At 52.2% G+C, this 26,886-nt stretch carries 27 protein-coding genes; 6 read left to right on the top strand and 21 right to left on the bottom strand.

The genetic code is table 11. The annotated features are described in order from the left end of the window. Positions 1-163 precede the first annotated feature (163 nt). Complete coding sequence (gene yfcC / locus ACJHWK_RS00905) at positions 164-1,684, top strand: putative basic amino acid antiporter YfcC (protein WP_001274493.1); 1,521 nt, start codon at positions 164-166, stop codon at positions 1,682-1,684. Positions 1,685-1,716: 32 nt separating this feature from the next. Here yfcC and yfcD read toward each other — a convergent pair whose 3' ends face one another. Genes yfcD through yfcF form a run of 3 tightly spaced genes read right to left on the bottom strand, consistent with a single transcriptional unit; the run spans position 1,717 to position 3,568 of the window. After that, the gene (gene yfcD / locus ACJHWK_RS00910; protein WP_000437935.1) at positions 1,717-2,259 is read right to left on the bottom strand and encodes an NUDIX hydrolase YfcD; all 543 of its coding nucleotides are present in this window, start codon (positions 2,257-2,259) and stop codon (positions 1,717-1,719) included. A gap of 57 nt (positions 2,260-2,316) precedes the next feature. Then, on the bottom strand, positions 2,317-2,868 hold the full coding sequence (gene yfcE / locus ACJHWK_RS00915; RefSeq protein WP_000772452.1) for a phosphodiesterase: 552 nt from the start codon (positions 2,866-2,868) through the stop codon (positions 2,317-2,319). A 55-nt stretch (positions 2,869-2,923) separates the two neighbouring features. Continuing rightward, the gene (yfcF, locus tag ACJHWK_RS00920; protein ID WP_000042441.1) at positions 2,924-3,568 is read right to left on the bottom strand and encodes a glutathione transferase; all 645 of its coding nucleotides are present in this window, start codon (positions 3,566-3,568) and stop codon (positions 2,924-2,926) included. Between the two features lie 139 nt (positions 3,569-3,707). Here yfcF and yfcG point away from each other — a divergent pair, with 139 nt between their 5' ends. Genes yfcG through ACJHWK_RS00935 form a run of 3 tightly spaced genes read left to right on the top strand, consistent with a single transcriptional unit; the run spans position 3,708 to position 5,688 of the window. Beyond that, positions 3,708-4,355 (top strand): GSH-dependent disulfide bond oxidoreductase, encoded by a 648-nt coding sequence (yfcG, locus tag ACJHWK_RS00925; RefSeq protein ID WP_001520930.1) that lies wholly within the window; start codon positions 3,708-3,710, stop codon positions 4,353-4,355. A gap of 56 nt (positions 4,356-4,411) precedes the next feature. Next, complete coding sequence (gene folX, locus ACJHWK_RS00930; RefSeq protein WP_000068457.1) at positions 4,412-4,774, top strand: dihydroneopterin triphosphate 2'-epimerase; 363 nt, start codon at positions 4,412-4,414, stop codon at positions 4,772-4,774. 20 nt (positions 4,775-4,794) lie between these two features. Further along, positions 4,795-5,688, top strand: a complete 894-nt coding sequence (locus ACJHWK_RS00935) for a TIGR01777 family oxidoreductase (protein ID WP_001520931.1) — start codon at positions 4,795-4,797, stop codon at positions 5,686-5,688. A 47-nt stretch (positions 5,689-5,735) separates the two neighbouring features. Here the strand turns inward: ACJHWK_RS00935 and rpnB are convergent, their stop codons facing one another. From rpnB to pdxB, 16 genes are all read right to left on the bottom strand, one after another. Next, positions 5,736-6,638: a recombination-promoting nuclease RpnB gene (gene rpnB, locus ACJHWK_RS00940; protein WP_001520932.1), complete on the bottom strand. Its 903-nt coding sequence runs from the start codon at positions 6,636-6,638 to the stop codon at positions 5,736-5,738. A 196-nt stretch (positions 6,639-6,834) separates the two neighbouring features. Further along, entirely contained in the window at positions 6,835-7,608 is a 774-nt protein-coding gene (hisP, locus tag ACJHWK_RS00945) for a histidine ABC transporter ATP-binding protein HisP (RefSeq protein WP_001293612.1), read from the bottom strand. 7 nt (positions 7,609-7,615) lie between these two features. Next, on the bottom strand, positions 7,616-8,332 hold the full coding sequence (locus ACJHWK_RS00950; RefSeq protein WP_000569958.1) for an ABC transporter permease: 717 nt from the start codon (positions 8,330-8,332) through the stop codon (positions 7,616-7,618). Further along, the gene (gene hisQ / locus ACJHWK_RS00955) at positions 8,329-9,015 is read right to left on the bottom strand and encodes a histidine ABC transporter permease HisQ (RefSeq protein ID WP_001520934.1); all 687 of its coding nucleotides are present in this window, start codon (positions 9,013-9,015) and stop codon (positions 8,329-8,331) included. Before hisQ ends, ACJHWK_RS00950 begins: the two co-directional genes overlap by 4 nt. Before the next feature lie 89 nt (positions 9,016-9,104). Continuing rightward, a complete protein-coding gene (gene hisJ, locus ACJHWK_RS00960) occupies positions 9,105-9,887 on the bottom strand; it encodes a histidine ABC transporter substrate-binding protein HisJ (RefSeq protein ID WP_170886225.1) in 783 nt (260 codons plus the stop codon). 220 nt (positions 9,888-10,107) lie between these two features. Beyond that, the gene (argT, locus tag ACJHWK_RS00965; protein WP_000748261.1) at positions 10,108-10,890 is read right to left on the bottom strand and encodes a lysine/arginine/ornithine ABC transporter substrate-binding protein ArgT; all 783 of its coding nucleotides are present in this window, start codon (positions 10,888-10,890) and stop codon (positions 10,108-10,110) included. A 265-nt stretch (positions 10,891-11,155) separates the two neighbouring features. Beyond that, the gene (gene ubiX / locus ACJHWK_RS00970; RefSeq protein ID WP_001520936.1) at positions 11,156-11,725 is read right to left on the bottom strand and encodes a flavin prenyltransferase UbiX; all 570 of its coding nucleotides are present in this window, start codon (positions 11,723-11,725) and stop codon (positions 11,156-11,158) included. Between the two features lie 94 nt (positions 11,726-11,819). Next, positions 11,820-13,337 (bottom strand): amidophosphoribosyltransferase, encoded by a 1,518-nt coding sequence (gene purF / locus ACJHWK_RS00975; RefSeq protein ID WP_000334221.1) that lies wholly within the window; start codon positions 13,335-13,337, stop codon positions 11,820-11,822. Between the two features lie 36 nt (positions 13,338-13,373). Further along, positions 13,374-13,862 (bottom strand): colicin V production protein, encoded by a 489-nt coding sequence (gene cvpA / locus ACJHWK_RS00980; protein ID WP_000262113.1) that lies wholly within the window; start codon positions 13,860-13,862, stop codon positions 13,374-13,376. Between the two features lie 258 nt (positions 13,863-14,120). Continuing rightward, complete coding sequence (dedD, locus tag ACJHWK_RS00985; RefSeq protein WP_000157005.1) at positions 14,121-14,771, bottom strand: cell division protein DedD; 651 nt, start codon at positions 14,769-14,771, stop codon at positions 14,121-14,123. Continuing rightward, positions 14,761-16,029 (bottom strand): bifunctional tetrahydrofolate synthase/dihydrofolate synthase, encoded by a 1,269-nt coding sequence (gene folC, locus ACJHWK_RS00990; RefSeq protein WP_001520938.1) that lies wholly within the window; start codon positions 16,027-16,029, stop codon positions 14,761-14,763. The genes dedD and folC overlap by 11 nt, the downstream gene beginning before the upstream one ends. A gap of 69 nt (positions 16,030-16,098) precedes the next feature. Continuing rightward, positions 16,099-17,013 (bottom strand): acetyl-CoA carboxylase, carboxyltransferase subunit beta, encoded by a 915-nt coding sequence (accD, locus tag ACJHWK_RS00995; RefSeq protein WP_000118404.1) that lies wholly within the window; start codon positions 17,011-17,013, stop codon positions 16,099-16,101. 155 nt (positions 17,014-17,168) lie between these two features. Continuing rightward, positions 17,169-17,828 carry a DedA family protein gene (locus ACJHWK_RS01000; RefSeq protein WP_001520941.1) on the bottom strand — a complete coding sequence of 220 codons (660 nt, stop codon included), beginning with the start codon at positions 17,826-17,828 and terminating at the stop codon, positions 17,169-17,171. Positions 17,829-17,910: 82 nt separating this feature from the next. Further along, positions 17,911-18,723 carry a tRNA pseudouridine(38-40) synthase TruA gene (gene truA / locus ACJHWK_RS01005; RefSeq protein WP_001283590.1) on the bottom strand — a complete coding sequence of 271 codons (813 nt, stop codon included), beginning with the start codon at positions 18,721-18,723 and terminating at the stop codon, positions 17,911-17,913. After that, positions 18,723-19,736, bottom strand: a complete 1,014-nt coding sequence (locus tag ACJHWK_RS01010) for an aspartate-semialdehyde dehydrogenase (RefSeq protein ID WP_001289165.1) — start codon at positions 19,734-19,736, stop codon at positions 18,723-18,725. The genes truA and ACJHWK_RS01010 overlap by 1 nt, the downstream gene beginning before the upstream one ends. Positions 19,737-19,801: 65 nt before the next feature. Then, complete coding sequence (gene pdxB, locus ACJHWK_RS01015) at positions 19,802-20,938, bottom strand: 4-phosphoerythronate dehydrogenase PdxB (protein ID WP_000699144.1); 1,137 nt, start codon at positions 20,936-20,938, stop codon at positions 19,802-19,804. A 98-nt stretch (positions 20,939-21,036) separates the two neighbouring features. Between pdxB and flk the strand changes: the two genes are divergently transcribed. Next, the gene (flk, locus tag ACJHWK_RS01020; RefSeq protein WP_001520944.1) at positions 21,037-22,032 is read left to right on the top strand and encodes a flagella biosynthesis regulator Flk; all 996 of its coding nucleotides are present in this window, start codon (positions 21,037-21,039) and stop codon (positions 22,030-22,032) included. On the opposite strand, the gene ACJHWK_RS01025 is transcribed toward flk, so the two are convergent. Together ACJHWK_RS01025 and fabB are read right to left on the bottom strand one after the other, a co-directional pair. Next, positions 22,029-23,207 carry an arabinose transporter gene (locus tag ACJHWK_RS01025; protein WP_000127789.1) on the bottom strand — a complete coding sequence of 393 codons (1,179 nt, stop codon included), beginning with the start codon at positions 23,205-23,207 and terminating at the stop codon, positions 22,029-22,031. The two genes, flk and ACJHWK_RS01025, sit on opposite strands and share 4 nt — an antisense overlap. 275 nt (positions 23,208-23,482) lie before the next feature. After that, on the bottom strand, positions 23,483-24,703 hold the full coding sequence (fabB, locus tag ACJHWK_RS01030) for a beta-ketoacyl-ACP synthase I (RefSeq protein WP_000817178.1): 1,221 nt from the start codon (positions 24,701-24,703) through the stop codon (positions 23,483-23,485). Between the two features lie 158 nt (positions 24,704-24,861). Here fabB and mnmC point away from each other — a divergent pair, with 158 nt between their 5' ends. Then, positions 24,862-26,868 carry a bifunctional tRNA (5-methylaminomethyl-2-thiouridine)(34)-methyltransferase MnmD/FAD-dependent 5-carboxymethylaminomethyl-2-thiouridine(34) oxidoreductase MnmC gene (gene mnmC / locus ACJHWK_RS01035; RefSeq protein ID WP_001520946.1) on the top strand — a complete coding sequence of 669 codons (2,007 nt, stop codon included), beginning with the start codon at positions 24,862-24,864 and terminating at the stop codon, positions 26,866-26,868. Positions 26,869-26,886: the final 18 nt, after the last annotated feature.

Here is a 26,886-nt window from a genome sequence, read left to right on the forward strand (position 1 = left end):
TGCGGATATCTGAACCGGAAATAGTCACTATTTCCGGTTTTTTATTCTCTTAATTTGCATTAATCCTTTCTGATTATCTTGCTTAGCTGCGCTGCATCAATGAATTGCGCCATCTCACTTTGCATACTTACCACTTTGTTTTGTGCAAGGGAATATTTGCGCTATGTCCGCAATCACTGAATCTAAACCAACAAGAAGATGGGCAATGCCCGATACGTTGGTGATTATCTTTTTTGTTGCTATTTTAACCAGCCTTGCCACCTGGGTAGTTCCGGTGGGGATGTTTGACAGTCAGGAAGTGCAGTATCAGGTTGATGGTCAAACAAAAACTCGCAAAGTCGTAGATCCACACTCTTTTCGCATTCTGACTAACGAAGCAGGCGAACCTGAGTATCACCGCGTACAGCTGTTCACGACGGGCGATGAACGCCCGGGTCTGATGAACTTCCCGTTTGAAGGGTTAACCTCAGGATCGAAATACGGGACAGCCGTTGGCATCATCATGTTTATGCTGGTGATTGGCGGCGCGTTTGGCATTGTGATGCGTACAGGAACCATTGATAACGGTATCCTGGCGCTTATTCGCCATACCCGCGGAAATGAAATTCTCTTTATTCCTGCGCTCTTTATTCTGTTTTCACTTGGCGGCGCGGTATTTGGTATGGGAGAAGAGGCCGTCGCCTTTGCCATTATCATCGCACCGCTAATGGTCCGGCTAGGCTATGACAGTATTACCACCGTCCTGGTGACCTATATCGCCACGCAAATCGGTTTTGCCAGTTCGTGGATGAACCCGTTTTGTGTGGTTGTTGCTCAGGGGATTGCCGGCGTTCCGGTGCTTTCTGGCTCCGGGTTGCGCATCGTGGTGTGGGTTATCGCCACTCTGATTGGCCTGATCTTTACCATGGTGTACGCCTCACGAGTGAAAAAGAATCCTCTTCTGTCACGCGTGCATGAGTCCGACCGCTTCTTTCGTGAAAAGCAGGCGGATGTTGAACAACGTCCGTTTACCTTTGGTGACTGGCTGGTATTGATTGTCCTGACCGCCGTAATGGTCTGGGTGATTTGGGGCGTGATCGTTAATGCCTGGTTTATTCCAGAAATTGCCAGCCAGTTCTTCACCATGGGTCTGGTGATTGGCATCATCGGCGTTGTTTTCCGCCTTAACGGCATGACGGTTAATACCATGGCTTCATCCTTCACCGAAGGGGCGCGAATGATGATCGCCCCTGCCCTGCTGGTAGGTTTCGCCAAAGGGATTTTGCTGCTGGTCGGTAATGGTGAAGCGGGTGATGCCAGCGTGTTAAATACCATCCTCAACAGCATTGCCAATGCCATTAGCGGTCTGGATAACGCGGTCGCGGCCTGGTTTATGTTGCTCTTCCAGGCGGTATTTAATTTCTTCGTGACGTCCGGTTCTGGTCAGGCGGCGTTAACCATGCCGTTACTGGCACCGCTTGGCGATCTGGTCGGTGTTAACCGTCAGGTTACCGTGCTGGCGTTCCAGTTTGGTGATGGCTTCAGCCACATCATTTACCCGACCTCAGCTTCGTTAATGGCAACGCTAGGTGTTTGCCGGGTGGACTTCCGTAACTGGCTGAAGGTGGGCGCGACACTGCTTGGACTGCTGTTTATTATGTCCAGCGTCGTGGTGATCGGCGCTCAGTTGATGGGCTACCACTAAAAATGTTAAGAGCCGCAATTGCGGCTCTTTTTTCATTCTGCCGTTTCAGTCTCTACGGCTTCATTTTTGGCATTGCGCTTCATCCACAACGCCAGCGCTTTCAGCGAGTCTGGAGTGAACTCATCGCAGCGTGCGGTGATTTCTTCCGGTGTCAGCCAGCAAACTTCACTGACTTCATCTTCCTGTAGGGCGAAGGGACCGTGAGAGACGCAACTGAACAACGCGCCCCAGACACGGCAATTTTTATCTTCGAAATAGAACTGCCCGTGCTCGGCAAAGGGGACACCGGCAATGCCCAACTCTTCTTCCGCTTCGCGACGCGCGGATTCCAGCAGTTGCTCATCGGCCTGGACTACACCGCCTGCGGTCGCATCTAACATGCCGGGTAAAAAGTCTTTTGTCTCGGTACGACGCTGGACCAGAATTTTGCCCATGCCATCATGCACGACGATGTAAGTTGCACGATGACGCAGACACTGTGCCCGCATTTGTTCCCGGCTGGCTTGTGCAATGACTTCGTTCTCTTCATTGACAATATCCACCCATTCAGTACTTGCCAAACGACGCTGTTCCATTATCAGGAAACCTTCTTTTTCTGGCGCTCTTACGGCGCATTTTGAGTTGTGGGTAAATTACGGATTAATCGCGACCTGCGCAATGATACTTTGATCATTGAGTGCGATTACACTAAGTACGTCATTATCCAGCATGCCATAACTCGCCGGATTACCGCCTTTCGGAATACTCACCGAGCCGGGGTTAAAGTGGAAAATCTCCCCCCGCTGTTCTGCCACTGGCAGATGGGTATGACCGTACACCAGCACATCGTTCTGGTTTAAAGCAGGCAGATTTTCCGGCCCAAACAGATGACCATGCGTCAAAAACAGACGTTGTTTTTCCAGTAATACCTGTTGCCACGGCGCGGTTATCGGGAAATGCAAAAGCATTTGATCCACTTCGCTGTCGCAGTTGCCGCGCACAGCGATAACCTTATGTGCCACTTCATTAAGCCGTTCAGCGACTTTGGCTGGCGCGTAACCCTCCGGTAAAGCATTACGCGGGCCGTGATTCAACACGTCGCCAAGGATCACCAGCCACTGGGCACCGCTTTGGGCAAACAACTCCAGAACACGTTCCGTCGCCGGTAACGACCCATGAATGTCCGATGCAAACATCAGTTTCATCACTCACTCCTCGTCGAAAAAACGTAAGCTATGATACTGGATTCTGTCGTTGCTATCAGCCAGATTGCTTCGCCGAAAGAGCAATAAAACGCTGGACAGACGCTCGCTGCCACTGGAATGTCGCATAATCCACCAGGCGTTCTGGCACCTCATCGCCATGTAGTACCAGGCGGTTAATCATTAGCGCCAGATCAGTATCAGCAATGCACCATTCACCAAATAAATTCGGCCGCCCCAGTGCTAACAAATGTTCTGCCATCGCGAACAGTTTCTCTGCACTGGCTTTTCCCTCCGCCGTTAATGGCGCTTTTTTCGCACCCGCAAAGACAACATCCGTTGGACGTTCTTCGCGGATGGGCATCAGATCGCTACGCAGCCAGGCCTGAATCTGTCGTGCACGCGCACGATTTTCTAAATCAAGCGGATAAATGCGTTCCCAGGTCGGTGGCGCAAATCGATCTTCCAGATACTCCGCAATGGCAGAAGATTCACTCAACTCAAAATCATCGATTTGTAATAACGGCACACGGCGTGTCTGACCGTAACCTTGCCACGTCGGCTGCAAATGCTCACCGCTGTCGAGGTCGATGGTCTTGATATGAAACGACAGGCCTTTTTCCTGCAACGCCACCCAGGCGGATAACACATAAGGGGAGAAAAAATGGGCATCTGACCAAAGCGTGATAGCGGGTTTACTCATTATGTCCTCGGCAATAAAGGGGGGGGGCTAGCTATCAAACTATAGAGCCTTTTTGTCACTGTCACGTGACGAATACTCACGCAAGTCGCCGCGCTTTCTATACTTGTGGTGTTCAGATGATTAGACAACCGGAGCTGCAATGATCGATCTCTATTTCGCCCCGACACCAAATGGTCACAAAATTACGCTGTTTCTCGAAGAAGCAGAGCTGGATTATCGCTTGATAAAGGTAGACCTGGGGAAAGGCGGTCAGTTTCGCCCGGAATTTTTGCGCATTTCGCCTAACAACAAAATTCCGGCAATTGTTGATCATTCTCCAGCCGATGGCGGCGAACCGCTAAGCCTCTTTGAGTCTGGTGCCATTTTGTTGTATCTGGCTGAGAAAACAGGACTCTTTTTGAGTCATGAAACGCGTGAGCGCGCCGCCACATTACAGTGGTTATTCTGGCAGGTAGGCGGACTGGGGCCGATGCTTGGGCAAAATCATCATTTTAATCACGCAGCCCCCCAAACCATTCCTTACGCTATTGAACGTTATCAGGTTGAAACTCAGCGTCTGTACCATGTACTGAACAAGCGGCTGGAAAACTCGCCCTGGCTGGGTGGCGAGAACTACAGCATTGCGGATATTGCCTGCTGGCCGTGGGTTAATGCCTGGAGTCGCCAGCGAATTGACCTCGCAATGTATCCGGCAGTCAAGAACTGGCATGAGCGGATCCGTTCGCGCCCTGCCACCGGGCAGGCACTGCTAAAAGCACAACTCGGTGATGAGCGTTCGGATAGTTAACAGAAACAGGTTCTCGTGTATTATTTCATTCTAAGTAAAACAACGGAGAACCTGCAATGGCACAACCTGCCGCTATTATTCGTATAAAGAACCTTCGTTTACGTACGTTTATCGGAATTAAGGAAGAAGAAATTAACAACCGTCAGGATATTGTTATCAATGTGACGATCCACTACCCCGCCGATAAAGCGCGCACCAGCGAAGATATCAACGATGCGCTGAATTATCGCACCGTAACGAAAAACATTATTCAGCATGTAGAGAATAACCGTTTCTCTTTGCTGGAAAAATTAACTCAGGATGTGCTCGATATCGCACGTGAACATCACTGGGTGACGTATGCTGAAGTGGAGATCGATAAACTGCACGCGCTGCGCTACGCCGATTCGGTATCCATGACCTTAAGCTGGCAGCGTTAACCGCCATATCGGGAGGCTGCATGAAGATAGTGATCACCGGAGGGACGGGATTAATTGGTCGCCATTTGATTCCGCGTTTGCTGGATCTGGGCCATCAAATCACGGTAGTGACGCGTAACCCGCAGAAAGCCAGTTCCGTTCTCGGCCCTCGGGTGACACTATGGCAAGGGCTTGCCGATCATAGTAACCTCAACGGCGTTGATGCGGTAATCAACCTGGCCGGAGAGCCGATTGCTGATAAACGCTGGACTCACGAGCAAAAAGAGCGTCTCTGCCAAAGCCGCTGGAATATCACGCAAAAACTGGTCGATTTGATTAATGCCAGCGACACGCCACCGTCGGTACTCATTTCCGGCTCGGCAACAGGCTATTATGGCGACTTAGGTGAAGTGGTGGTTACCGAAGAGGAACCGCCGCATAACGAATTTACCCATAAACTCTGCGCCCGCTGGGAAGAGATTGCCTGTCGGGCGCAAAGTGACAAAACGCGAGTGTGCCTGCTGCGTACCGGCGTAGTGCTGGCACCAGACGGTGGTATTCTCGGTAAAATGCTGCCGCCGTTTCGTCTTGGTCTGGGCGGGCCGATTGGCTCCGGTCGGCAGTATCTGGCCTGGATTCATATTGATGATATGGTCAACGGCATTCTCTGGCTGCTGGATAACGAGCTGCGCGGGCCATTTAATATGGTTTCGCCCTACCCGGTACGCAATGAACAATTTGCCCATGCGCTCGGTCATGCGCTGCATCGCCCGGCCATTTTGCGCGTCCCCGCGACCGCCATTCGACTGTTAATGGGCGAATCTTCAGTACTGGTATTAGGTGGACAACGCGCGCTGCCTAAACGGCTGGAAGAAGCGGGTTTTGCGTTTCGCTGGTACGATTTAGAAGAGGCGCTGGCGGATGTTGTTCGCTGATGTGGTTTACTGCAAACATCCGCCAGTTAACTCCCGGTGTTACAGGGTTAGTGGCTTTGCGCGATAAGATCGTCTGGTGAAAGTCGGGTCACCATCAGAACTAACTCTCGGTCTAAACCTCTATCCAGCATCTCCTGAGCAATACGCAGGGCTTCTTCGCGTTTGCCAAGAATTAATCCATCATTCCGCCCTTCTTCACGTAATCTGTCAGCAATAGTCATCAGTTTCTCCTTTTCTTGTGGTGCGCGTTCCGCTATCTCACCAATAAATGCACGGAAACGCTGGGCATCCCCCGTTTGTAATACGTAATTAAACAGGGCTTTTAGCTGTCTGTCATTAGTGTTCCCTGTAACTAGCAGCGAAACAATTTGGTCGACTAATCCCAACAGATCGCGCTGACGAATATGTTTCTGAATTAACTCCAACAGCGCCATTTTGCGATGTTGCATAATCTCGTCATCCGGCACCACGGTAATATCCACCAGCGGAAAAGCCGATGAATAAATTTGGCGGGCAATCGCAGGCTCGGCAAATTCATCAAGCCAGCAGAGTGAATATGGATAAGGACTTCTGCAACCATGATAAAACAGCATCGGGATCACTAATGGAAGCTCTTTATAGCCCGCATCAAGATGGTTTTGCATCGCCGCAATGGAATAGCGCATCATGCGAAAAGCCATTAATTCCTCTGGCTTACTTTGGTGCTCTATCACCACATAAATATAACCCGCTCCCTCCTGCGTTTTCACAGACCACAAGAGGTCGGAATAATATTGCCGCAGGTCTTCATCAATAAAACTGTTTGGTTCCAGTTTAAGTGTTGTTAAATCACACAGTTTGCGCAGCGGCGCGGGAAGATGAATATCAATAAAATCCCGCGCGGTGTCTGGATGGCGTAAAAAAGATTTAAATACCGCATCATGCGGCGTGGAAGTTGTCGATATTGTCATGGCGTTCCGTCACCCCTCAAATTTAAGATGACGCGACAATAACCACGATTTACACCCAATGCAGCAGGCAGTTTTTATCTTTGGACAGCGAATTCAGAACTATTTTTAGCGGACTGCAACTTTTACATTTCAGCGGAAGCGGACTCGCAAATTCCCCTTGAAAATACTCCGGTAGCGTTAGCCACCGGAGGGGGAATTATTTCAGCGATCCCTTAAGGAACTGTTGCAGACGAGGGCTTTGCGGGTTACCAAATAACTGTTCTGGCGCGCCCTCTTCTTCTATTTTCCCCTGATGGAGGAAAATGACGTGAGTAGAAACATGGCGAGCAAAGCCCATTTCGTGAGTCACTACCACCATGGTTTTCCCCTCTTCTGCCAATTGCTGCATAATACGTAACACTTCGCCTACCAGTTCAGGATCGAGCGCCGAGGTAGGTTCATCAAACAGTAAAACTTCCGGTTCCATCGCCAGCGCCCGCGCGATAGAAACACGCTGTTGCTGACCACCGGACAGGTGCACCGGGTATTTCCCCTGCGCACGTTCGTCTATCCCGACTTTCGCCAGATACTTCACCGCCCGCTCGCGCGCTTCCTGCTTGCTCAGGCCCAACACCTGAATCGGCGCTTCCATGACGTTTTCCAGCACCGTCATATGGCTCCAGAGATTGAAGTGCTGGAATACCATCGTCAGGCGTGTGCGCAGTAAGCGCAGCTGATTTTTATCGGCGACTTTGAGTTGACCGTCTTTGTCGCGCACCAGATTGATCGTCTGGCCGTTAACCACGATCGATCCTTCGCTCGGTTTTTCGAGGAAGTTAATGCAGCGCAGAAAGGTACTTTTCCCCGATCCCGACGATCCGATGATGCTTATGACATCTCCGGCATTCGCTTGCAGTGAGACCCCTTTCAGCACTTCGTGTTCGCCGTAGCGTTTGTGCAAATCGATAACGTTTAATTTATTCTCGGACATCGTATTCTCAGTGCGTTGAAGAAGGTTTCACATGCTGCAACCAGCGTTTTTCCGCTCTGCGAAAGAGGCTGATCAGGACATAAGAGATGATTAAATAGAGCACCGCGGCAATGCCGAAGGCGGTAAAAGGTTGATACGTGGCGGCGTTAATATCGCGGGCTATTTTCAGCAGATCCGGCACAGTAGCGGTGAAAGCCAGCGCAGTAGAGTGCAGCATCAGGATCACTTCGTTGCTGTAGGCCGGTAACGCAATACGCAGCGCCGATGGCAAAATAATGCAGCGATACATTTTAAAGGTCGAGAAGCCATAGGCTCTGGCGGCTTCGATTTCCCCATGCGGCACTGAACGGATCGCTCCGGCAAAAATCTCGGTGGTGTAAGCACAGGTGTTAAGCGTCAGCGCCAGCACGGTACAGTTCAGGCCACTGCGAAAAAAGGCGTTAAGAAACTCGGTCCCCTTAACAATCTCCAGCGTATACATGCCGGAATAGAACACCAGCAACTGAACATACAGCGGCGTACCGCGAAAAATATAGGTAAATAACCAGATTGGAAACTGGATGTATTTATTACTGGAGACACGACCAATCGCCAGAAACAGCGCCAGAACTCCGCCTATCACTACCGACAAAATCAGCAGCCACAGGGTGATCGCCACGCCAGTAAAGCGATAACCGTCGGTCCACAACAACGGTTTCCAGTATTCATGTAAGATTTCGATCACAGGTCAGCCCTCTTCACACCCACGGAGTAGCGGCGCTCAAGGACCAGCAGCACACCATTGGAAACAGTGGTGAAAACCAGGTAAATCACGCCACAGACGATGGCGAAATAGAACGGTTCCCAGGTACTTTTGCCTGCCAGCTGCGTGGCTTTGACCACATCTTCCAGGCCAAGTAACGAAACCAGAGCGGTAGATTTGAGGATCACCTGCCAGTTGTTGCCAATGCCTGGCAGGGCGTAACGCATCATCGCCGGAAACATGATCCGCCGAAACACTTGCCCACGAGTGAAACCGAACGCCGTCGCCGCCTCTATATGTCCTTTCGGCACTGCCATAAAAGCGCCACGGAACGTTTCGGTAAAATAAGCACCGTAGATAAAACCGAGAGTAATAATACCAGCGACCATCGGATCGATATCAATCTGCCCGACGCCCATCGCCTCCGTCACCGTGTTTAGTGCAATCTGCAAACCGTAGAAAATTAGCAGCATCAACACCAAGTCCGGCACGCCTCGAATCAGCGTGGTGTACCCTTCGAAAATCAGCCCCGAAAGCCGATTTTGCGAGAGCTTACCGCCAGCGCCAATTAAACCGATGATTACAGCGAGCACTACAGAGCTGATAGCCAGCTCCAGCGTGACGAGCGCACCCTGTAAAATAACACCTGAAAACCCATACAACATGCTGCCTGTCCTGTCGTGTGTGGTGAATTACCGCCTCTTGTCTCCCTCCGGTTACCCGAAGGGAGCGGACTTTCTTTCACCGATGGCGATTAACCACCATAAACATCAAAATCGAAGTACTTTTTCGCTAATTTCTCGTAAGTACCGTCAGCGCGCATTTCGGCAAAGGCTTTGTTCAGTGCCTCGCGCAGTTCGTTATCTTCTTTACGCAGGCCCATGCCGGTCCCTACGCCAAACAGTTTTTCATCTTTAACAGACGGACCACCGAATTTGTAATCTTTACCGACGGGTTGTTTGAGGAAACCTTCGCTGGCTGCGACCTCATCCTGGAACGCGGCATCAATACGTCCGGCAGTCAGGTCAGAATAAATATTGTCCTGCCCCTGATAAGAAACGATTTCAATGCCTTTTGGTGCCCAGTGTTCGTTACCGAACGTCTCCTGGGTGGTGCCCTGCAATACGCCTACCCGTTTGCCTTTCAGCGATTCGACTGTCGGCTGAATGTCGGAATTTTTCGCCACCACCAGACGAGAACCGGCTGCGTATAGTTTGTCGGTGAATGCTATTTCTTGCTGACGTTTTTCCGTAATGGAAAGCGATGACATGATGGCGTCAATCTTCTTCGCTTTTAAGGACGGGATTAACGCATCCAGTGGGTTTTCGACAAACGTACATTGCGTATTGATGCGTTTGCACAACTCCTTTGCCAGATCGATATCGAAGCCAACCAGTTCACCTTGTGAATTTTTTGATTCAAATGGCGCATAGGTCGGATCGGTACCGATGCGGATGTTTTGCGGAATCGCAGCAAACGCCACAGTTGCGCTGGAGAAGGCCAGAACCAGAGAGAGCGATAGCACCAGTTTTTTCATAATGTCCTCAACTGACAGTCTTTTTATAGGGAATATTTACAGGTTTGTTACACTTATCGTGCCATAAAATTGACCATCAAGGCAAAATATCCCGCCCCGTTAGACGTATTATTTTTCATTAAAAATGCTTAAGTATGCATTTCAATGCACCACGATAGTGCAACAAACCTGCCGTGCACCATGATGATCATTCCATCAGGTACAGCTTCCCTGCGACGTATCAGTCACCGTAGACATTAAAGTCAAAATACTTTTTCGCCATCTTGTCGTAGGTGCCGTCCTGACGCAGCTCGCCAAGCGCCTTATTAAACGCCGCCGTCAGTTCCGCATCATCTTTACGTAGCCCTACACCGGTGCCGTCACCGAAGTATTTTTTGTCTTTCACTGATGAGCCAGCAAAGGCGAAGTCTTTACCAGCAGGTTGCTTGAGGAATCCTTCGCTGGCAGCAACTTCATCTTGTAACGCAGCATCCAGACGTCCTGCAGCCAGATCGGAATAGACCAAATCCTGGTTGGCATAGGCCACCACATCCACACCTTTGCTACGCCAGGTCTCGTTAGCGTAAGCTTCCTGGGTTGATCCCTGCAGCACACCAACATGTTTACCTTTCAGTGAATCCAGCGTTGGCTGAATCGGCGAACCTTTGGCGGCAATCAAACGAGAATCTGCGGCGTACAGCTTGTCGGAGAAAGCAATCTCCTGCTGACGTTTATCGGTAATGGAAAGCGACGAAATAATGGCGTCGATTTTTTTCGCTTTCAGTGAGGGGATCAGCGCGTCAAAGTCACTGGCAACCCAGGTACATTTCACCTGCATCCGTTTGCACATCTCGTTACCGAGATCGATATCAAAGCCAACAAAGTCACCTTTGGCATCTTTCGATGAGAACGGCGCATAGGTGGTATCAGTTCCGATACGTACTGTCTCCGGTAGCGCCGCATAGCTGGAAGCCGCTGCGGAGAGACCGACTAACAAAGACAGAGCGAGAATCGACTTCTTCATACATAACCCTCAAGTGAAAATGGCTTTTTTATGTTGTGTATTGTGTTGTGTGTTTGCAGGCTCTTTCATGCAGGTCTTATGCCATCTTTACGACAGCAGTAACATTCAACGTTAAACATGTTAATAAGACGTTGCATTATTGTCCTGAAGTTGAAGATAGCAGGTATGGCGGTTGAATCGCAGCGTTTCGATTCATCGAAAGGAACAAAATGTCGAGGATTTGATCGCGGTTGCAAAATTGCCCTGAAACAGGGCAACAGCGGAGTTATGCGCCCTGCCAGCGGGCAAAGAGATCTTCAGGAAGCGTTATGGCGAATTGATCGAGTACACGGTTAACCGTCTGATTTATCACATCATCAAGGGATTGCGGGCGATGATAAAACGCCGGAACGGGAGGCATAATCACCGCACCGATTTCTGCTGCCTGAGTCATTAAACGCAGATGGCCTAAGTGCAATGGTGTTTCACGTACGCAGAGCACCAACGGGCGACGCTCTTTCAGCACCACATCTGCCGCACGGGTCAGTAAGCCATCAGTATAGCTATGGACAATGCCGGACAGGGTTTTGATTGAACAGGGTAAAATCACCATCCCCAGTGTCTGGAAAGAACCGGAAGAAATGCTGGCAGCAATATCGCGCGCATCGTGCGTCACATCGGCTGATGCCTGCACTTCGCGCAGGGAAAAATCCGTTTCGAGGGATAAGGTCTGGCGCGCGGCCTGGCTCATCACCAAATGCGTTTCAACATCTGCGACATCGCGCAGAACCTGTAATAAGCGCACGCCATAAATCGCGCCGCTGGCACCGCTGATGCCTACAATGAGTCGTTTCATAAATAGTTGCCCTGTCAGACTTGCAGGCAGACTTTGCAGGATTTCGGCGGGAGTTGCAAGTCAGGGTGCCAGACCGGCACCCTGAGCGAAGGCATCATCCTTCGTTATGCATTTCGAGATTTTCCACTTCGTTCTGACGTTGCACTGCTTTGGCGTCATCATTACGTAACGTATCGAGGAAATCGAGGTAGCCCTGATCAACATCTTTGGTGACGTAGACGCCGTTGAACACCGAACACTCAAACTGCTGAATATCCGGGTTTTCAGCGCGAACGGCTTCGATCAGATCGTTCAGATCCTGGAAAATCAACCCGTCAGCACCGATGATCTGGCGAATTTCATCTACTTCGCGACCGTGAGCGATAAGCTCCGTAGCGCTCGGCATATCGATACCGTAAACGTTCGGGAAGCGAATCTCCGGTGCCGCAGAAGCGAGGTACACTTTCTTCGCTCCGGCTTCGCGTGCCATCTCGATAATCTGCTCAGAAGTGGTGCCACGGACGATGGAGTCGTCGACCAGCAGGACGTTTTTATCGCGGAACTCGGCGCGGTTGGCGTTCAGTTTACGGCGCACGGACTTACGACGCAGTTGCTGACCCGGCATGATGAAGGTACGGCCTACATAGCGGTTTTTAACGAAGCCCTGACGGTACGGTTTGCCCAGAATACGAGCAATTTCCAGCGCGATATCACACGAGGTTTCCGGGATCGGGATCACCACGTCGATATCCAGATCTTCCCATTCGCGGGCAATTTTCTCGCCCAGCTTCGTGCCCATATTCACACGCGCGCTGTAAACGGAAATTTTGTCGATGAACGAGTCCGGGCGAGCAAAGTATACATACTCAAACAGGCACGGATTGCTGACCGGATTGTCAGCACATTGACGGGTAAACAACTGCCCTTCTTCAGTGATGTAAATCGCTTCGCCCGGCGCGACGTCACGCAGGAAATCAAAGCCTAGTGTATCGAGCGCAACGCTTTCGGAAGCGACCATATATTCTGTGCGGTTCTCGTCAATATCACGTTTTCCCAGTACCAGCGGACGAATACCGTTAGGATCGCGGAAAGCAACCATACCGTGGCCGATAATCATCGCCACACAGGCATACGCGCCGCGGATTAAGCGGTTTGTGGCAGCAATGGCAGCGAAAATATTGTCGGCTTCCAGCGGGTAGTGGCGGAAGTTGTCCAGCTCGCTGGCGAAGATATTAAGCAGAATCTCCGAGTCGGAAGTGGTATTGATGTGGCGGCGTTTTTCTTCAAACAGTTTTTTACGCAACTCGTGAGCGTTGGTCAGATTGCCGTTGTGGGCAAGCGTAATGCCATACGGAGAGTTAACGTAAAACGGCTGCGCTTCAGAGGCGCTGGAGCTGCCAGCCGTAGGGTAACGCACATGACCAATGCCCATATTGCCCTGCAAACGCTGCATATGGCGAGCTTCAAATACATCGCTCACCAGCCCGTTCGCTTTACGCAAACGGAAGCAGTTATTGGCATCTATGGTGATGATGCCGGCGGCATCCTGACCGCGATGCTGAAGCACCGTTAAGGCATCATAAATCGACTGGTTAACCGGCATAACACCGGCGATACCGACAATACCGCACATACGTCTTTTTCCTCGTTAAGCCACATCTCAGAGCACTTACGCTCTGGGCAAGAAACTTGACGAGCTTTGCAGATAATCAAAAAACCATCTGATGATAAAACTGAACTGCGGGATCAGCTGTGATTTGCTCCAGTCTTCGCTTTTCGACACCCCGGTAAAGGAGTCGAGAAAGAAGAGAATGGCGGCAACAATCAACACACCGCGCAACGCACCGAAACAGACGCCCAGCACCCGATCGGTGCCTGACAACCCCGTTTTCTCCACCAACTGGCCTATCACGAAGTTCACGATAGCACCAACGATCAGGGTAGCGATAAACAGTACCGCGATGGCAATCCCATTTCGAACCAGTTCGTCTTCAAAGCCCGTAAACCAGACTGACAGGTAAGTGTAGTAATGACTGGCAACAAAGAAAGCACAACCCCATGTCACCAGCGATAACGCTTCACGAACAAAGCCGCGGATCAGGCTAACCAGAGAGGAAAAAGCAATCACCGCGATTATGGCGTAATCAATCCAGACCATATGTGTCCCACGATTTTACGCCCTGTCATCCTGTTCGGGGCGCATTCTAACAGAAAAAGAAAACGTTTGCGTAGGGATTTCCTTCCCACGCATCAATAAAAATGGCGCTGAAAAAATATTCAACGCCATCGACTTTTTATGCCTTTGCGGCATCGGGCAATGCGTGTCGGATGCGGCGTAAACGCCTTATCCGACCTACGTTTCTACTCCTGCGTAGGACTGATAAGACGCGCCAGCGTCGCATCAGATAAGACCGTATTAATTCGGCGTATAACCCATTACCACGCCACTTAAGCCAGAAAGTTGCTTCAACTCACCCAGCGAACCTTTCAGCTTATCTTTCGAGGCATCTGGCCCAACCAGAATACGAGTAATTTTACCCTGCACTGGCGTGGATGGCGACGTATAAACCCGATAACCGGCACCGCGCAGCTTACCGACAATCTCATTCACTTTATCGGCATTTTTCAGTGCGCCCAGTTGTACAACATAGGCTTTACCCGTTGGCGCTGCTTTTTCTTCCACGACCGGCTTCGGCGCAGGTGGTGCTTCAACCTTCGGTTTCGGCGGCTCTACCGGTTTCGGCTTCGGTGGGACGACCGGTGCAGGTTCCGGTTCAAACTCGGTGTTATTGGCTGCAATAGTGGCCGGATCGAGCGACGGTGCTGCGGCATCACCTGCCCGCACCTCTTCCGCTGCGCCTTCCGGCGGCTGCGTCGGCAGCGCCTGGGTGGCGGCTGGCATCATATCAGGCTCATCGCGATCGCCCGCTTTTGGCACCAGCGGGATAGCCGCGAACTCATCCTGATAATGTTTTTTCTGCCCGTCCAGCAGCCCTGGAAGTACAATCACCCCCAGCGCCACCAGCACGATCGTGCCCACTAACCGATTCTGAAACTTACTTGCCACCGCTTCTCCTCGCGTCAATCACTTCCATGACATGTGCGACCGTGTGGAACGAACCACACACCAGCACGGTATCTTCCGCTTTAGCGTCCGCCATTGCGGCATCCCATGCCTGCGCCACGCTATCAAATGATTTGCCGTTACCCAAATGCTCAAGCAGTTGTTCTGCCGTGGCACCGCGCGGCCCTTCCAGTGGCGCACAATACCAGTCATCAACCACGCTTTTCAACCAGGCCAGAGTTCCGGCAATATCTTTATCATGTAGCATACCGATAACCGCCAGCACGCGCCCGTTTTTCGGTAGCGCTTTCATACGCCCGGTGAGATATTCCGCCGCATGTGGATTATGCGCGACATCAAAAATAACGCGTGGTGACTCGCTCACAATCTGGAAACGTCCCGGCAAAATTGCGTTGGCAATCCCGTCGCGAATGGCATTTTCACTGACCTCCAGCCCGCTGGCACGCAGTGCCGCCAGCGCCGTTGCGGCATTCGGTTGCGGGACAAGCGGCAACGGCAGATTTTCCAGCGTGCCGTGAGCATCGCTAAACGCCCAGTCATGATCGGTGACGGAATAGTTCCACTCAACGCCCCGACGTTGTAACAGTGCACTTTTTTCCTGCGCCACATCAGCAATGGTAGAAGGCATTTCCGGCTCACCGACAATTGCCGGTTTTTCGCTGCGGAAGATGCCTGCTTTCTCGCGACCAATGCTTTCGCGATCTGGCCCCAGCCAGTCGGTATGATCCAGCGCAATGCTGGTTACTACCGCAACATCGGCATCGACAATATTGGTTGCGTCCAGACGACCGCCCAGCCCTACTTCCAGAATCACCACGTCAAGTTGTGCCTGTTTGAACAGCCACAACGCCGACAGCGTACCGTACTCGAAATAGGTCAGGGAAATATCACCGCGTGCCGATTCAATCTCCGCAAAAGAGGCGGTGTGGGCCGATTCCGGCAATTCCTGCCCCTGCACACGTACGCGCTCGGTATAACGCACCAGATGCGGTGAACTGTAGACGCCCACTTTGTACCCTGCCGCCATCAGAATCGACTCCAGCGTACGGCAGGTGGTGCCTTTGCCATTCGTACCCGCAACGGTAAACACAAATGGCGCTGGTTTCAGAACGCCAAGACGCGCCGCGACCTGGCTCACGCGCTCAAGGCCGAGATCGATAGTTTTACTGTGCAGGTTTTCCAGATAAGAAAGCCACGAAGCCAGAGGCGACGCGGCTTGAGGAGTGCGTTTGATAATCATGGTATCCGCTGATTCGTTACGGTGAGAATAGCAAAAGGGCAGAGCCAGTGGCCCTGCCCTTATCAGTTATCAGGCCTCAGGTTCCTGATCTGGTACCGGTGGCACCACTACGCCTTCACGCGGCGCTTCAGGATTCGGCGCTGGCAGATTCATCAACTTCGCCAGAATACTCGCCAGTTTCAGGCGCATTTCCGGACGACGGACGATCATGTCGATCGCGCCTTTCTCGATCAGGAATTCACTGCGCTGGAATCCTGGCGGCAGTTTTTCGCGAACGGTCTGTTCGATAACACGCGGACCGGCAAAGCCGATTAACGCTTTCGGTTCAGCGATGTTGAGATCGCCCAGCATGGCGAAACTTGCAGAAACACCGCCCATGGTCGGGTCGGTCAGCACGGAGATGTACGGCAAGCCGCGCTCCTGCATTTTTGCCAGTGCCGCAGAGGTTTTCGCCATCTGCATCAGCGACATCAGTGCTTCCTGCATACGTGCGCCACCAGAGGCGGAGAAGCAGATCAGTGGGCAGTTATCTTCCAGCGCCTGCTCAACGGCACGCACGAAACGTGCACCTACCACAGACCCCATGGAACCGCCCATAAAGGCGAACTCGAATGCCGCAGCGACAACCGGCATTCCATACAGGGTGCCTTTCATCACCACCAGCGCATCTTTTTCGCCGGTTTCTTTCTGCGCAGATGCCAGACGGTCTTTATACTTCTTGGAGTCACGAAACTTCAGCACATCTTTCGGCTCAAGCTCGCTACCCAACTCCACAAGGCTTCCTTCATCTAACAGGCTATGCAGGCGATTACGCGCTGTCATACGCATGTGATGGTCACACTTCGGACAGACCTCAAGATTACGTTCCAGCTCAGCGCGGTATAAAACCTGACCGCAGCTATCACACTTAGTCCACACCCCTTCAGGAATGCTCGCCTTGCGGGTGGGAGTAATGTTGCTTTTAATTCGTTCAATCCAGCTCATTAGGGACCTTTCTGTCTGAACCTGGTTCGATGCCAGTTTTATCTTTGGGGACGCATAATGCCATTTTTGCCCCCAACAGACCATGAATGTTGCACATTAAAACATAACAGCCCGAAACTTTGGATAAAAAAGTGGTCGAACCGCGGAGTTACTTTTTATTTTGCGGCGCGTGCCGCAGCGCGTTTGTGGCGAATAAATTCGAAAACACCTGGCAATATTGAAACAAAAATAATGCCAACAATCATCAGTTTAAGGTTGCTCTGAATGAAGGGGAGCGTTCCGAAGAAATAGCCTGCGTAGGTAAAAAGCAGTACCCACAACAGTGCGCCGATCACGTTATAAGCGGCGAAATGACGGTACGACATGTGGCCCATTCCCGCAACAAACGGGGCGAACGTTCTGACGATCGGCACAAAACGGGCGAGAATAATCGTTTTGCCGCCATGTTTCTCATAAAACTGATGAGTCTTATCAAGATAACTGCGACGAAAGATTTTCGAATCCGGATTACTGAACAGTTTGTCACCAAATAACCGTCCAATGGTGTAGTTCACCGCGTCACCCACAATCGCGGCGATCAGCATCAGCACCACCATCATATGGACGTTGAGATCGTTGGTTTCCAGTGATGCCAACGCACCGGCAACAAACAGCAATGAATCACCCGGTAAAAACGGCGTTACCACCAAACCGGTTTCACAGAACAAAATTAAGAACAAAATGGCATAAACCCAGACGCCATACTCCGCGACCAGTTCTGCCAGATGCACGTCAATGTGCAGGATAAAATCGATGAGGAAATAAATCAGGTCCATATTAGCCTATGCCTTGTACTCGTCATCTTTCAGGCTGTAACTACGTTGGCTACAGCCTGAAATGTTCCGAGCATTATTCTTGTTAGTCCGCCAGAAATAGCGGGCCCATTGGCGGTTTTGGAAGATCATACCGGTCAGGGTAATCCACCGCGACCAGATACAGCCCTTCCGCTTTTGCCGTTGCTGCCGCCAGCGTTCTGTCCTTTGCCGCCAGCAACTCTGCTATCCAGCTCTCCGGCTGGTTGTGGGCACCGACTTCCATCAGGCTGCCGACAATATTCCTGACCATATGATGTACAAAGGCATTCGCTTTGATATCTACCACCACATAAGGACCGTGACGCGTGACATTAATATGCATAACGTTGCGCCACGGGGTTCGGGATTGGCACTGCACCGCACGGAACGAGGTGAAATCATTCTCGCCCAGCAAGCATTGCGCGGCCCGATGCATCCGTTCAGCGTCCAGCGGTTCGTAAAAATGGGTTACCCCTTTACTCAGTACCGCCGGGCGCAGCCGATGATTGTAGATGATGTAGCGATAACGGCGAGCCGTGGCGCTAAATCGGGCATGAAAATCATCAGGTACAGCTTTAACCCAACGCACGGCGATGTCACCAGGTAAATTCGCATTTACGCCCAACGTCCACGCAGCGTCTTTGCGCTGCGCGGTCGTTTCGAAATGCACAACCTGCCCGGTGCCGTGTACACCTGCGTCAGTACGCCCGGCGCAGAAGACGGTGATCGGTTCGTTCGCCACCTGGGAGAGCGCCTTTTCCAGCTTCTCCTGCACACTGCGGACTTCGTTCTGCCGTTGCCAGCCGTAATACTTACTGCCGTCGTACTCAATGCCCAGCGCAATTTTATAAACTGGCGGTTGTTGCTGGTCGGACATTAGTACAGATACTCCTGCACCAGTTTCTCGGCGATTTTTACTGCCATCAGCGCGCCGCCAAAGCGAACGTTATCGGCCACCGACCAGAACTGAACTTGCTCCGGCATACCGTAGTCATTACGTACGCAGCCAACGGAAAGATGCGGCGTACCAGAAGCATCCCCCACCTGAGTCGGGAATTCGTTCTCTTCAGAGAGCACAATATCTTCGCCCTGAGCAAACGCATCACGCGCTTCTTCTGCCGCCAGCGGACGCAGAGCTTCAAAGTTGACCATCTGGGCATGACCGTAGAATACCGGTGCCTGGACGACGCTTGCCGAAATCATCAGCCCTTCGTCCTGCAGGATTTTGCGTACTTCGTCAACGATACGACGTTCTTCACGCACGCTACCTTCGCTATCCGGCAGTAACGGCAGCATGTTGAACGCCAGCTGACGCCCGAAGAAATCTTCTTCATCAATCGGAATGCCGTTGAGCAATTTAGCACTCTGCCCCGCTAACGCATCGACCGCTTTTTTGCCCTGGGCGGAGGCTGAAATCAGGCTGGTAACGCTGATACGCGACAAACCGCCCTGATCGATTAACGGTTTCAGTGCCGCCAGCAGCTGACTGGTCAGACTGTCTGGTACGGCGATGACATTCCGGTTGCGGTAATCGGTCAGTACAAACGGGTTTACTTCCGGCACCACCAGCGGTACGTCGGGTTCGAGAGCAAACAATCCGCTGCTGTCGATCACCAGGCAACCTGAGTTGGTCGCTTCTTCAACCCAGGCAGCGGTAGCTTCTTTGCCTGCGACAAAAAACGCCAGCTGCGCCTGCGTCCAGTCGAATTCAGCGGCATCCTGCACGGTGATTGTCTTACCACCAAAGCGCAGTTGTTCGCCTGCGCTTTCGTTACGTGCCAGTGCATAAATTTCCCCAACCGGGAACTGACGTTCAGCCAGCGTTTCAAGCAGGGCTTCGCCCACAGCGCCAGTTGCGCCCAGGACGGCAATGTTCCAGCCTTCAGACATGGTGGTTTACTCCAGAAATAGCAAAGCTCCCTGCCAATATTACAGCAGAGAGCATGAAGAAGAGATTAACGTGCCGGATGATGAACGGCGTTAAAACCCAGTTTACACAGCAATGATGCCGCGCTGGCGTCATCACAAATTACATACAGAGATGACCATTCACGGCGCTCAAGATAGTTTTTGCGCAGCTTATCGAACTCACCCGGTATTCCGGCGACTTTACGCAGCGGTGCGTCATCGCGGCGCACATCATACACCAAATGCACCAGCCTTTTCAGCGTCGGTTGATCGAGCGGGCCATGCAGCGTAATGCGGCCAAACTCTGGCGCGGGCAGCAACGTATCCAGCGCAACGTGTTGTTCATGCCCAATAAACTTGCTATAAGCTTCAAACACTTGCGTAGTACCGCGTGCTTTACCTTCCAGGGTATAGCCTGCGATATGCGGCGTGCCGATATCCACTTTTTTCAGCAATTCCACGTTGAGTTCCGGTTCGCCTTCCCAGACATCCAGCACTACGCTTAACTTCTGGCCTTCGTTCAGACAGGTCAATAGGGCAGTATTATCGACGACTGCGCCACGGCAGGCGTTAATCAGAATCGCTCCGGGCTTCAGGCTACGGATCAGTTTTTCATCCGCCAGATGTAGCGTTTTGTACGGACCATCTTTAAAGAGTGGCGTATGGAAAGTCAGAATATCCGCATGCTGAACTAATTCATCCAGCGAGCGGAAATCACCCTCATCCCCACGGTCGGCGCGAGGCGGATCGCAAAGTAAGGTTTTAATCCCTAACGCTTCCAGTCGTGCCTGTAAACGCCGACCAACGTTACCAACGCCCACGATCCCCACGGTACGCTCGCGCAGTGAAAATCCATCGCGTTCGGCAAGCATCAGCAGGGAGGAGAAAACATATTCCACCACCGCAATCGCATTACAGCCAGGTGCCGCGGAAAAACCAATTCCCGCCTGCTTTAACCACGCTTCATCGACATGGTCGGTCCCCGCGGTGGCAGTGCCAACAAATTTAATGGGTTTTCCTGCCAGCAAAGATTCATTCACTTTCGTGACCGAACGCACCATCAGCGCATCCGCGTCTGCCAGTTGAGCGACGGGGATTGGACGCCCGGGAACCGCGGTCACCTCACCCAAACGGCTAAATAAGTCGCGGGCATAAGGCATATTTTCATCAACAAGGATTTTCACGTTTGTGTTACCTGTATGAGACGAGAGTTAACCGGACAAGTGTGCCATAATCTCGCGGCCAGGCATACTTGCGAAGATTTCAGGTATAAGGATACGTAATGATACAACCTATTTCCGGCCCTCCTCCTGGGCAACCACCAGGTCAGGGAGATAACCTGCCGTCTGGCGCGGGCAATCAGTCTTTATCCAGTCAGCAACGTACTTCGCTGGAAAGCTTAATGACGAAAGTGACCTCACTGACGCAACAGCAAAGAGCAGAACTGTGGGCGGGTATCAGGCACGATATTGGTCTGTCGGGAGATTCACCGCTGCTTTCGCGTCACTTCCCTGCCGCTGAGCACAATCTGGCGCAACGTCTGCTGGCCGCGCAAAAAAGCCATTCTGCCCGCCAGCTTTTAGCGCAATTAGGGGAGTATTTACGTCTGGGGAATAATCGTCAGGCGGTCACGGATTATATCCGTCATAACTTTGGTCAGACGCCGCTGAATCAGCTCTCACCGGAGCAATTAAAGACCATTCTCACCCTGTTGCAGGAAGGGAAGATGGTTATTCCGCAACCTCAGCAGCGCGAGGCGACCGACCGTCCGTTATTACCGGCGGAGCACAATGCGCTCAAACAGCTGGTGACCAAACTTGCGGCGGCAACGGGAGAACCCAGCAAGCAGATCTGGCAATCGATGCTGGAACTTTCCGGGGTGAAAGATGGTGAGTTAATTCCAGCGAAACTGTTTAACCATCTGGTGACCTGGCTGCAGGCGCGTCAGACGCTAAGCCAGCAAAATACGCCGACGCTGGAATCACTACAGATGGCGCTGAAACAACCTTTAGATGCCAGTGAACTGGCGGCGTTATCGGCATATATCCAGCAAAAATATGGTCTTTCTGCGCAATCATCGCTTTCTTCAGCCCAGGCCGAGGATATTCTTAATCAGCTTTATCAACGGCGGGTTAAAGGGATTGATCCGCGTGATATGCAACCGCTGCTTAATCCTTTTCCACCGATGATGGACACGTTGCAAAATATGGCAACGCGTCCCGCGCTGTGGATACTGTTAGTCGCGATTATCCTGATGCTGGTCTGGCTGGTTCGTTAACCCCGACGAAACGACAGTATCGTGACAATAATTCCCAGCACCGCAGAGATCGCCCCGGCAAGAAATACCGAAGAGTAACCAAACGTGGTCGCCAGCATTCCCGCCAGCGGCCCGGAGACGCCGAGGGCGATATCCTGAAACGCGGCGTAACCGCCCAATGCGGTGCCGCGAACTTGTGAGGGGACGCGTTTAACCACCTCCACGCCCAGCGCAGGAAAGATAAGCGAACATCCGGCTCCGGTTAACGCCGCGCCCGCTAATGCGACCCACGCACCAGGGGCTTGCCAGAGCAGCAACAAGCCCACCGTTTCTACAAGCAGAGAGACAATCGCCACTTTCACGCCGCCAAAACGGTCCGGCATCCAGCCAAACATGACACGCATCACGACAAATGCGCCGCCAAACGCGGTAAGAGTAAAGCCCGCCATCGCCCATCCTTTGCTGGCAAAGTAGAGCGAAACGAAAGTCCCGATAACCGCAAAACCAACGCCTTGTAGTGCCAGACCTAACCCAGGTTTCCAGATAAGCCCGACAACACTCCACAGCGATGGACGTTCTCCCGCCAGGGCCGGTACTTTGCGCACTGTGCCGTTACAGGCCCACGCCAGTAAGGGTAATGCCATTGTGGTGAGCGCCAGTGCGGCAAAACCGTAATGGCTATGAATCAACAGGCCAAGCGGCGCACCAACAGCGAGGGCACCGTAAATCGCCATTCCGTTCCATGACATCACTTTGCCGGAATGTTTTGGCCCAACGATGCCTAATCCCCAGGTCAGAGCGCCCGTCAGTAACTGGCTTTCACCAAAGCCAAGAATCAAACGCCCGACGACCAACAGGGCAAATTTGAACGGTGCGGAGACGGGCAAAATCGCCGCCAACAGCAGCGCGCCGCCAGCCAGACCACAAGCTAACATCCCCTGAAGCGCCGAACGTTTTGCGCCATATTGATCGGCCAGTCGCCCGGCATAGCCACGCGTCAGCACCGTAGCCAGAAACTGAATGCCGACGGCAATCCCGACCATGGTGTTGCCATAGCCCAGTTCATGATGAACAAACAGCGGGATAACCGGCAACGGCAGCCCTACGGTCATGTAGGTGAGAAAAACCGCAAAAGCGATGCGGAAGAGCGAAAAATTGGCAGAAGATCGTGTTTCGGTTTGGCTTACAGCAGTCATGCATTACTCCAGAATGCAGCGCAAGGCGAGGAGTCTCCCCGTCTCATCTCTCTGGTTTTCAGGGTTACGGTGCGTTGGCAGGATTTAACGCGTACGTCTTTTCAGAAGGAAATCGACAAAGCGGGAAGTTTGCCTGGAACAGGCGGCGATTGTCAATAATGTGAAAAAGGGAACCATCAGGTTCCCTTTTGCGTTAGTGTCGGATGCCGCATTGGCGCGTAATGTTGGATGCGACGCTGGCGCGTCTTATCCGACCTACTCCGGCCTACTGCGAATTAATCTTTCAGCTTGCGCATTACCAGCGTGGCGTTGGTGCCGCCGAAGCCGAAGCTGTTAGACATAACGGTGGTCAGTTCGCGATCGGTCGTTTCGGTCACGATGTTCAGACCCGCAGCCTGCTCGTCCAGCTCTTCAATGTTGATGCTCGGGGCGATAAAGCCGTGTTCCAGCATCAGCAGAGAGTAGATAGCTTCCTGTACGCCAGCAGCGCCCAGAGAGTGACCGGTCATTGCTTTGGTTGCAGAAATCGCCGGGCTCTTATCGCCGAATACTTCACGGATAGCCGCCAGCTCTTTCACGTCGCCAACCGGAGTCGAAGTACCGTGAGAGTTCAGGTAGTCGATTGGGGTATCAACACCGTGCATCGCCATCTTCATGCAGCGCACTGCGCCTTCGCCAGACGGAGCAACCATGTCTGCGCCATCAGACGTTGCGCCGTAGCCAACGATTTCAGCGTAGATATGAGCACCACGTGCCAACGCGTGTTCCAGTTCTTCGACCACCACCATACCGCCGCCGCCAGCGATAACAAAACCGTCACGGTGAGCGTCATAAGTACGGGAGGCTTTTTCCGGGGTGTCGTTGTATTTGGTAGACAGCGCACCCATCGCGTCGAATTCGCAAGCCATTTCCCAGCACAGCTCTTCGCCGCCGCCAGCAAACACGATGTCCTGTTTGCCCAGTTGGATCTGCTCTACTGCGTTACCGATACAGTGTGCGGAAGTCGCACACGCGGAGCTGATGGAGTAGTTAACGCCGTGAATCTTAAACGGCGTGGCGAGGCAGGCAGAAACGCCGGATGCCATCGCTTTGGTGACCACATACGGGCCTACCGCTTTCAGGCCGCGCGGGCCGCGCATTGCGTCAGCGCCGAACACCTGAAAACGCGGGGAACCGCCGCCGGAACCTGCAATCAGGCCAACGCGCGGGTTATTCTGGTAAGCTTCCGGGGAGAGGCCAGCATCTGCAATTGCCTGCTCCATAGAAAGGAATGCATAAATGGATGCGTCGCTCATAAAGCGCACAACTTTGCGGTCAATGAGGCCAGTGGTATCCAGTTTTACGTTGCCCCAGACGTGGCTACGCATGCCGGAATCCTTCAGCTCCTGAGAGAAAGTGATCCCTGAACGTCCTTCACGCAGAGATGCCAGGACTTCCTGCTGGTTATTACCGATGCTGGAAACAATGCCCAGGCCAGTAATCACTGCACGTTTCATTCAATACCTCTGTAAGTCGCACATAGAGTAAGTTTCGAATGCACAATAGCGTACACTTGTACGCCGAACAAGTCCGATCAGCCAATTAATAGAGAAATTTGCGCAGCCTGACACACATCGCTAAGATCGAGCCACCGCCTGTAAGACGAGTAACTTACGTGAAACACTACTCCATACAACCTGCCAACCTCGAATTTAATGCTGAGGGTACACCTGTTTCCCGAGATTTTGACGATGTCTATTTTTCCAACGATAACGGACTGGAAGAGACACGCTATGTTTTTCTCGGAGGTAACCAATTAGAGGCACGCTTTCCTGAGCATCCACATCCTCTGTTTGTGGTAGCAGAGAGCGGCTTCGGCACCGGATTAAACTTCCTGACGCTATGGCAGGCATTTGATCAGTTTCGCGAAGCACATCCGCAAGCGCAATTACAACGCTTACATTTCATTAGTTTTGAGAAATTTCCCCTCACCCGTGCGGATTTAGCCTTAGCGCATCAACACTGGCCGGAACTGGCTCCGTGGGCAGAACAACTTCAGGCGCAGTGGCCAATGCCCTTGCCCGGTTGCCATCGTTTATTACTCGATGAAGGCCGCGTGACGCTGGATTTATGGTTTGGCGATATTAATGAACTGACCAGCAAACTGGACGATTCGCTAAATCAAAAAGTAGATGCCTGGTTTCTGGACGGCTTTGCGCCAGCGAAAAACCCGGATATGTGGACGCAAAATCTGTTTAACGCCATGGCCCGGCTGGCGCGTCCGGGCGGTACGCTGGCGACATTTACGTCTGCCGGTTTTGTCCGCCGCGGTTTGCAGGACGCCGGATTCACGATGCAAAAACGTAAGGGCTTTGGGCGTAAACGGGAAATGCTATGTGGGGTGATGGAACAGACATTACCGCTCCCCTGCTCCGCGCCGTGGTTTAACCGTACGGGCAGCAGCAAACGGGAAGCGGCGATTATCGGCGGTGGTATTGCCAGCGCGTTGTTGTCGCTGGCGCTATTGCGTCGCGGCTGGCAGGTAACACTTTATTGCGCGGATGAGGCCCCCGCACTGGGTGCTTCCGGCAATCGCCAGGGGGCGCTGTATCCGCTCTTAAGTAAACACGATGAGGCGCTGAACCGCTTTTTCTCTAATGCGTTTACTTTTGCTCGTCAGTTTTACGACCAATTACCCGTTAAATTTGATCATGACTGGTGCGGCGTCACGCAGTTAGGCTGGGATGAGAAAAGCCAGCATAAAATCGCACAGATGCTGTCGATGGATTTACCCGAAGAACTGGCTGTAGCCGTTGAGGCAAATGCGGTTGAACAAATTACGGGCGTTACGACAAATTGCAGCGGTATTACTTATCCGGAAGGTGGCTGGCTGTGTCCGGCAGAACTAACCCGTAATGTGCTGGAACTAGCGCAACAGCAAGGTTTACAGATTCATTATCAATATCAGTTGCAGGATTTATCCCGTAAGGATGACTGTTGGTTGCTGAATTTTGCAGGAGATCAGCAAGCAACACACAATGTAGTGGTACTGGCGAACGGGCATCAAATCAGCGGTTTCAGCCAAACATCGACTCTGCCAGTGTATTCGGTTGCCGGACAGGTCAGCCATATTCCGACAACGCCGGAACTGGCAAAACTGAAACAGGTGCTGTGCTATGACGGTTATCTCACGCCACAAAATCCGGCGAATCAGCACCATTGTATTGGTGCCAGTTATCATCGCGGCAGCGAAGATACGGCGTACAGTGAGGACGATCAGCAGCAGAATCGCCAGCGGTTGATTGATTGTTTCCCGCAGGCACAGTGGGCAAAAGAGGTTGATGTCAGTGATAAAGAGGCGCGCTGCGGTGTGCGTTGTGCCACTCGCGATCATCTGCCAATGGTAGGCAATGTTCCCGATTATGAGGCAACACTCGTGGAATATGCGTCGCTGGCGGAGAAGAAAGATGAAGCGGTAAGCGCGCCGGTTTATGACGATCTCTTTATGTTTGCTGCTTTAGGTTCGCGCGGTTTGTGCTCTGCCCCGCTGTGTGCCGAGATTCTGGCGGCGCAGATGAGCAACGAACCGATTCCGATGGATGCCAGTACGCTGGCGGCGTTAAATCCGAATCGGTTATGGGTGCGGAAATTGTTGAAGGGTAAAGCGGTTAAGGCGGGGTAATCTCCTTTGGCAGTGTTT

Origin of the sequence: Escherichia sp. WS547 (genome assembly GCF_046486065.1) — a bacterium.
GTDB classification, from domain to species: Bacteria; Pseudomonadota; Gammaproteobacteria; order Enterobacterales; family Enterobacteriaceae; genus Escherichia; species Escherichia coli.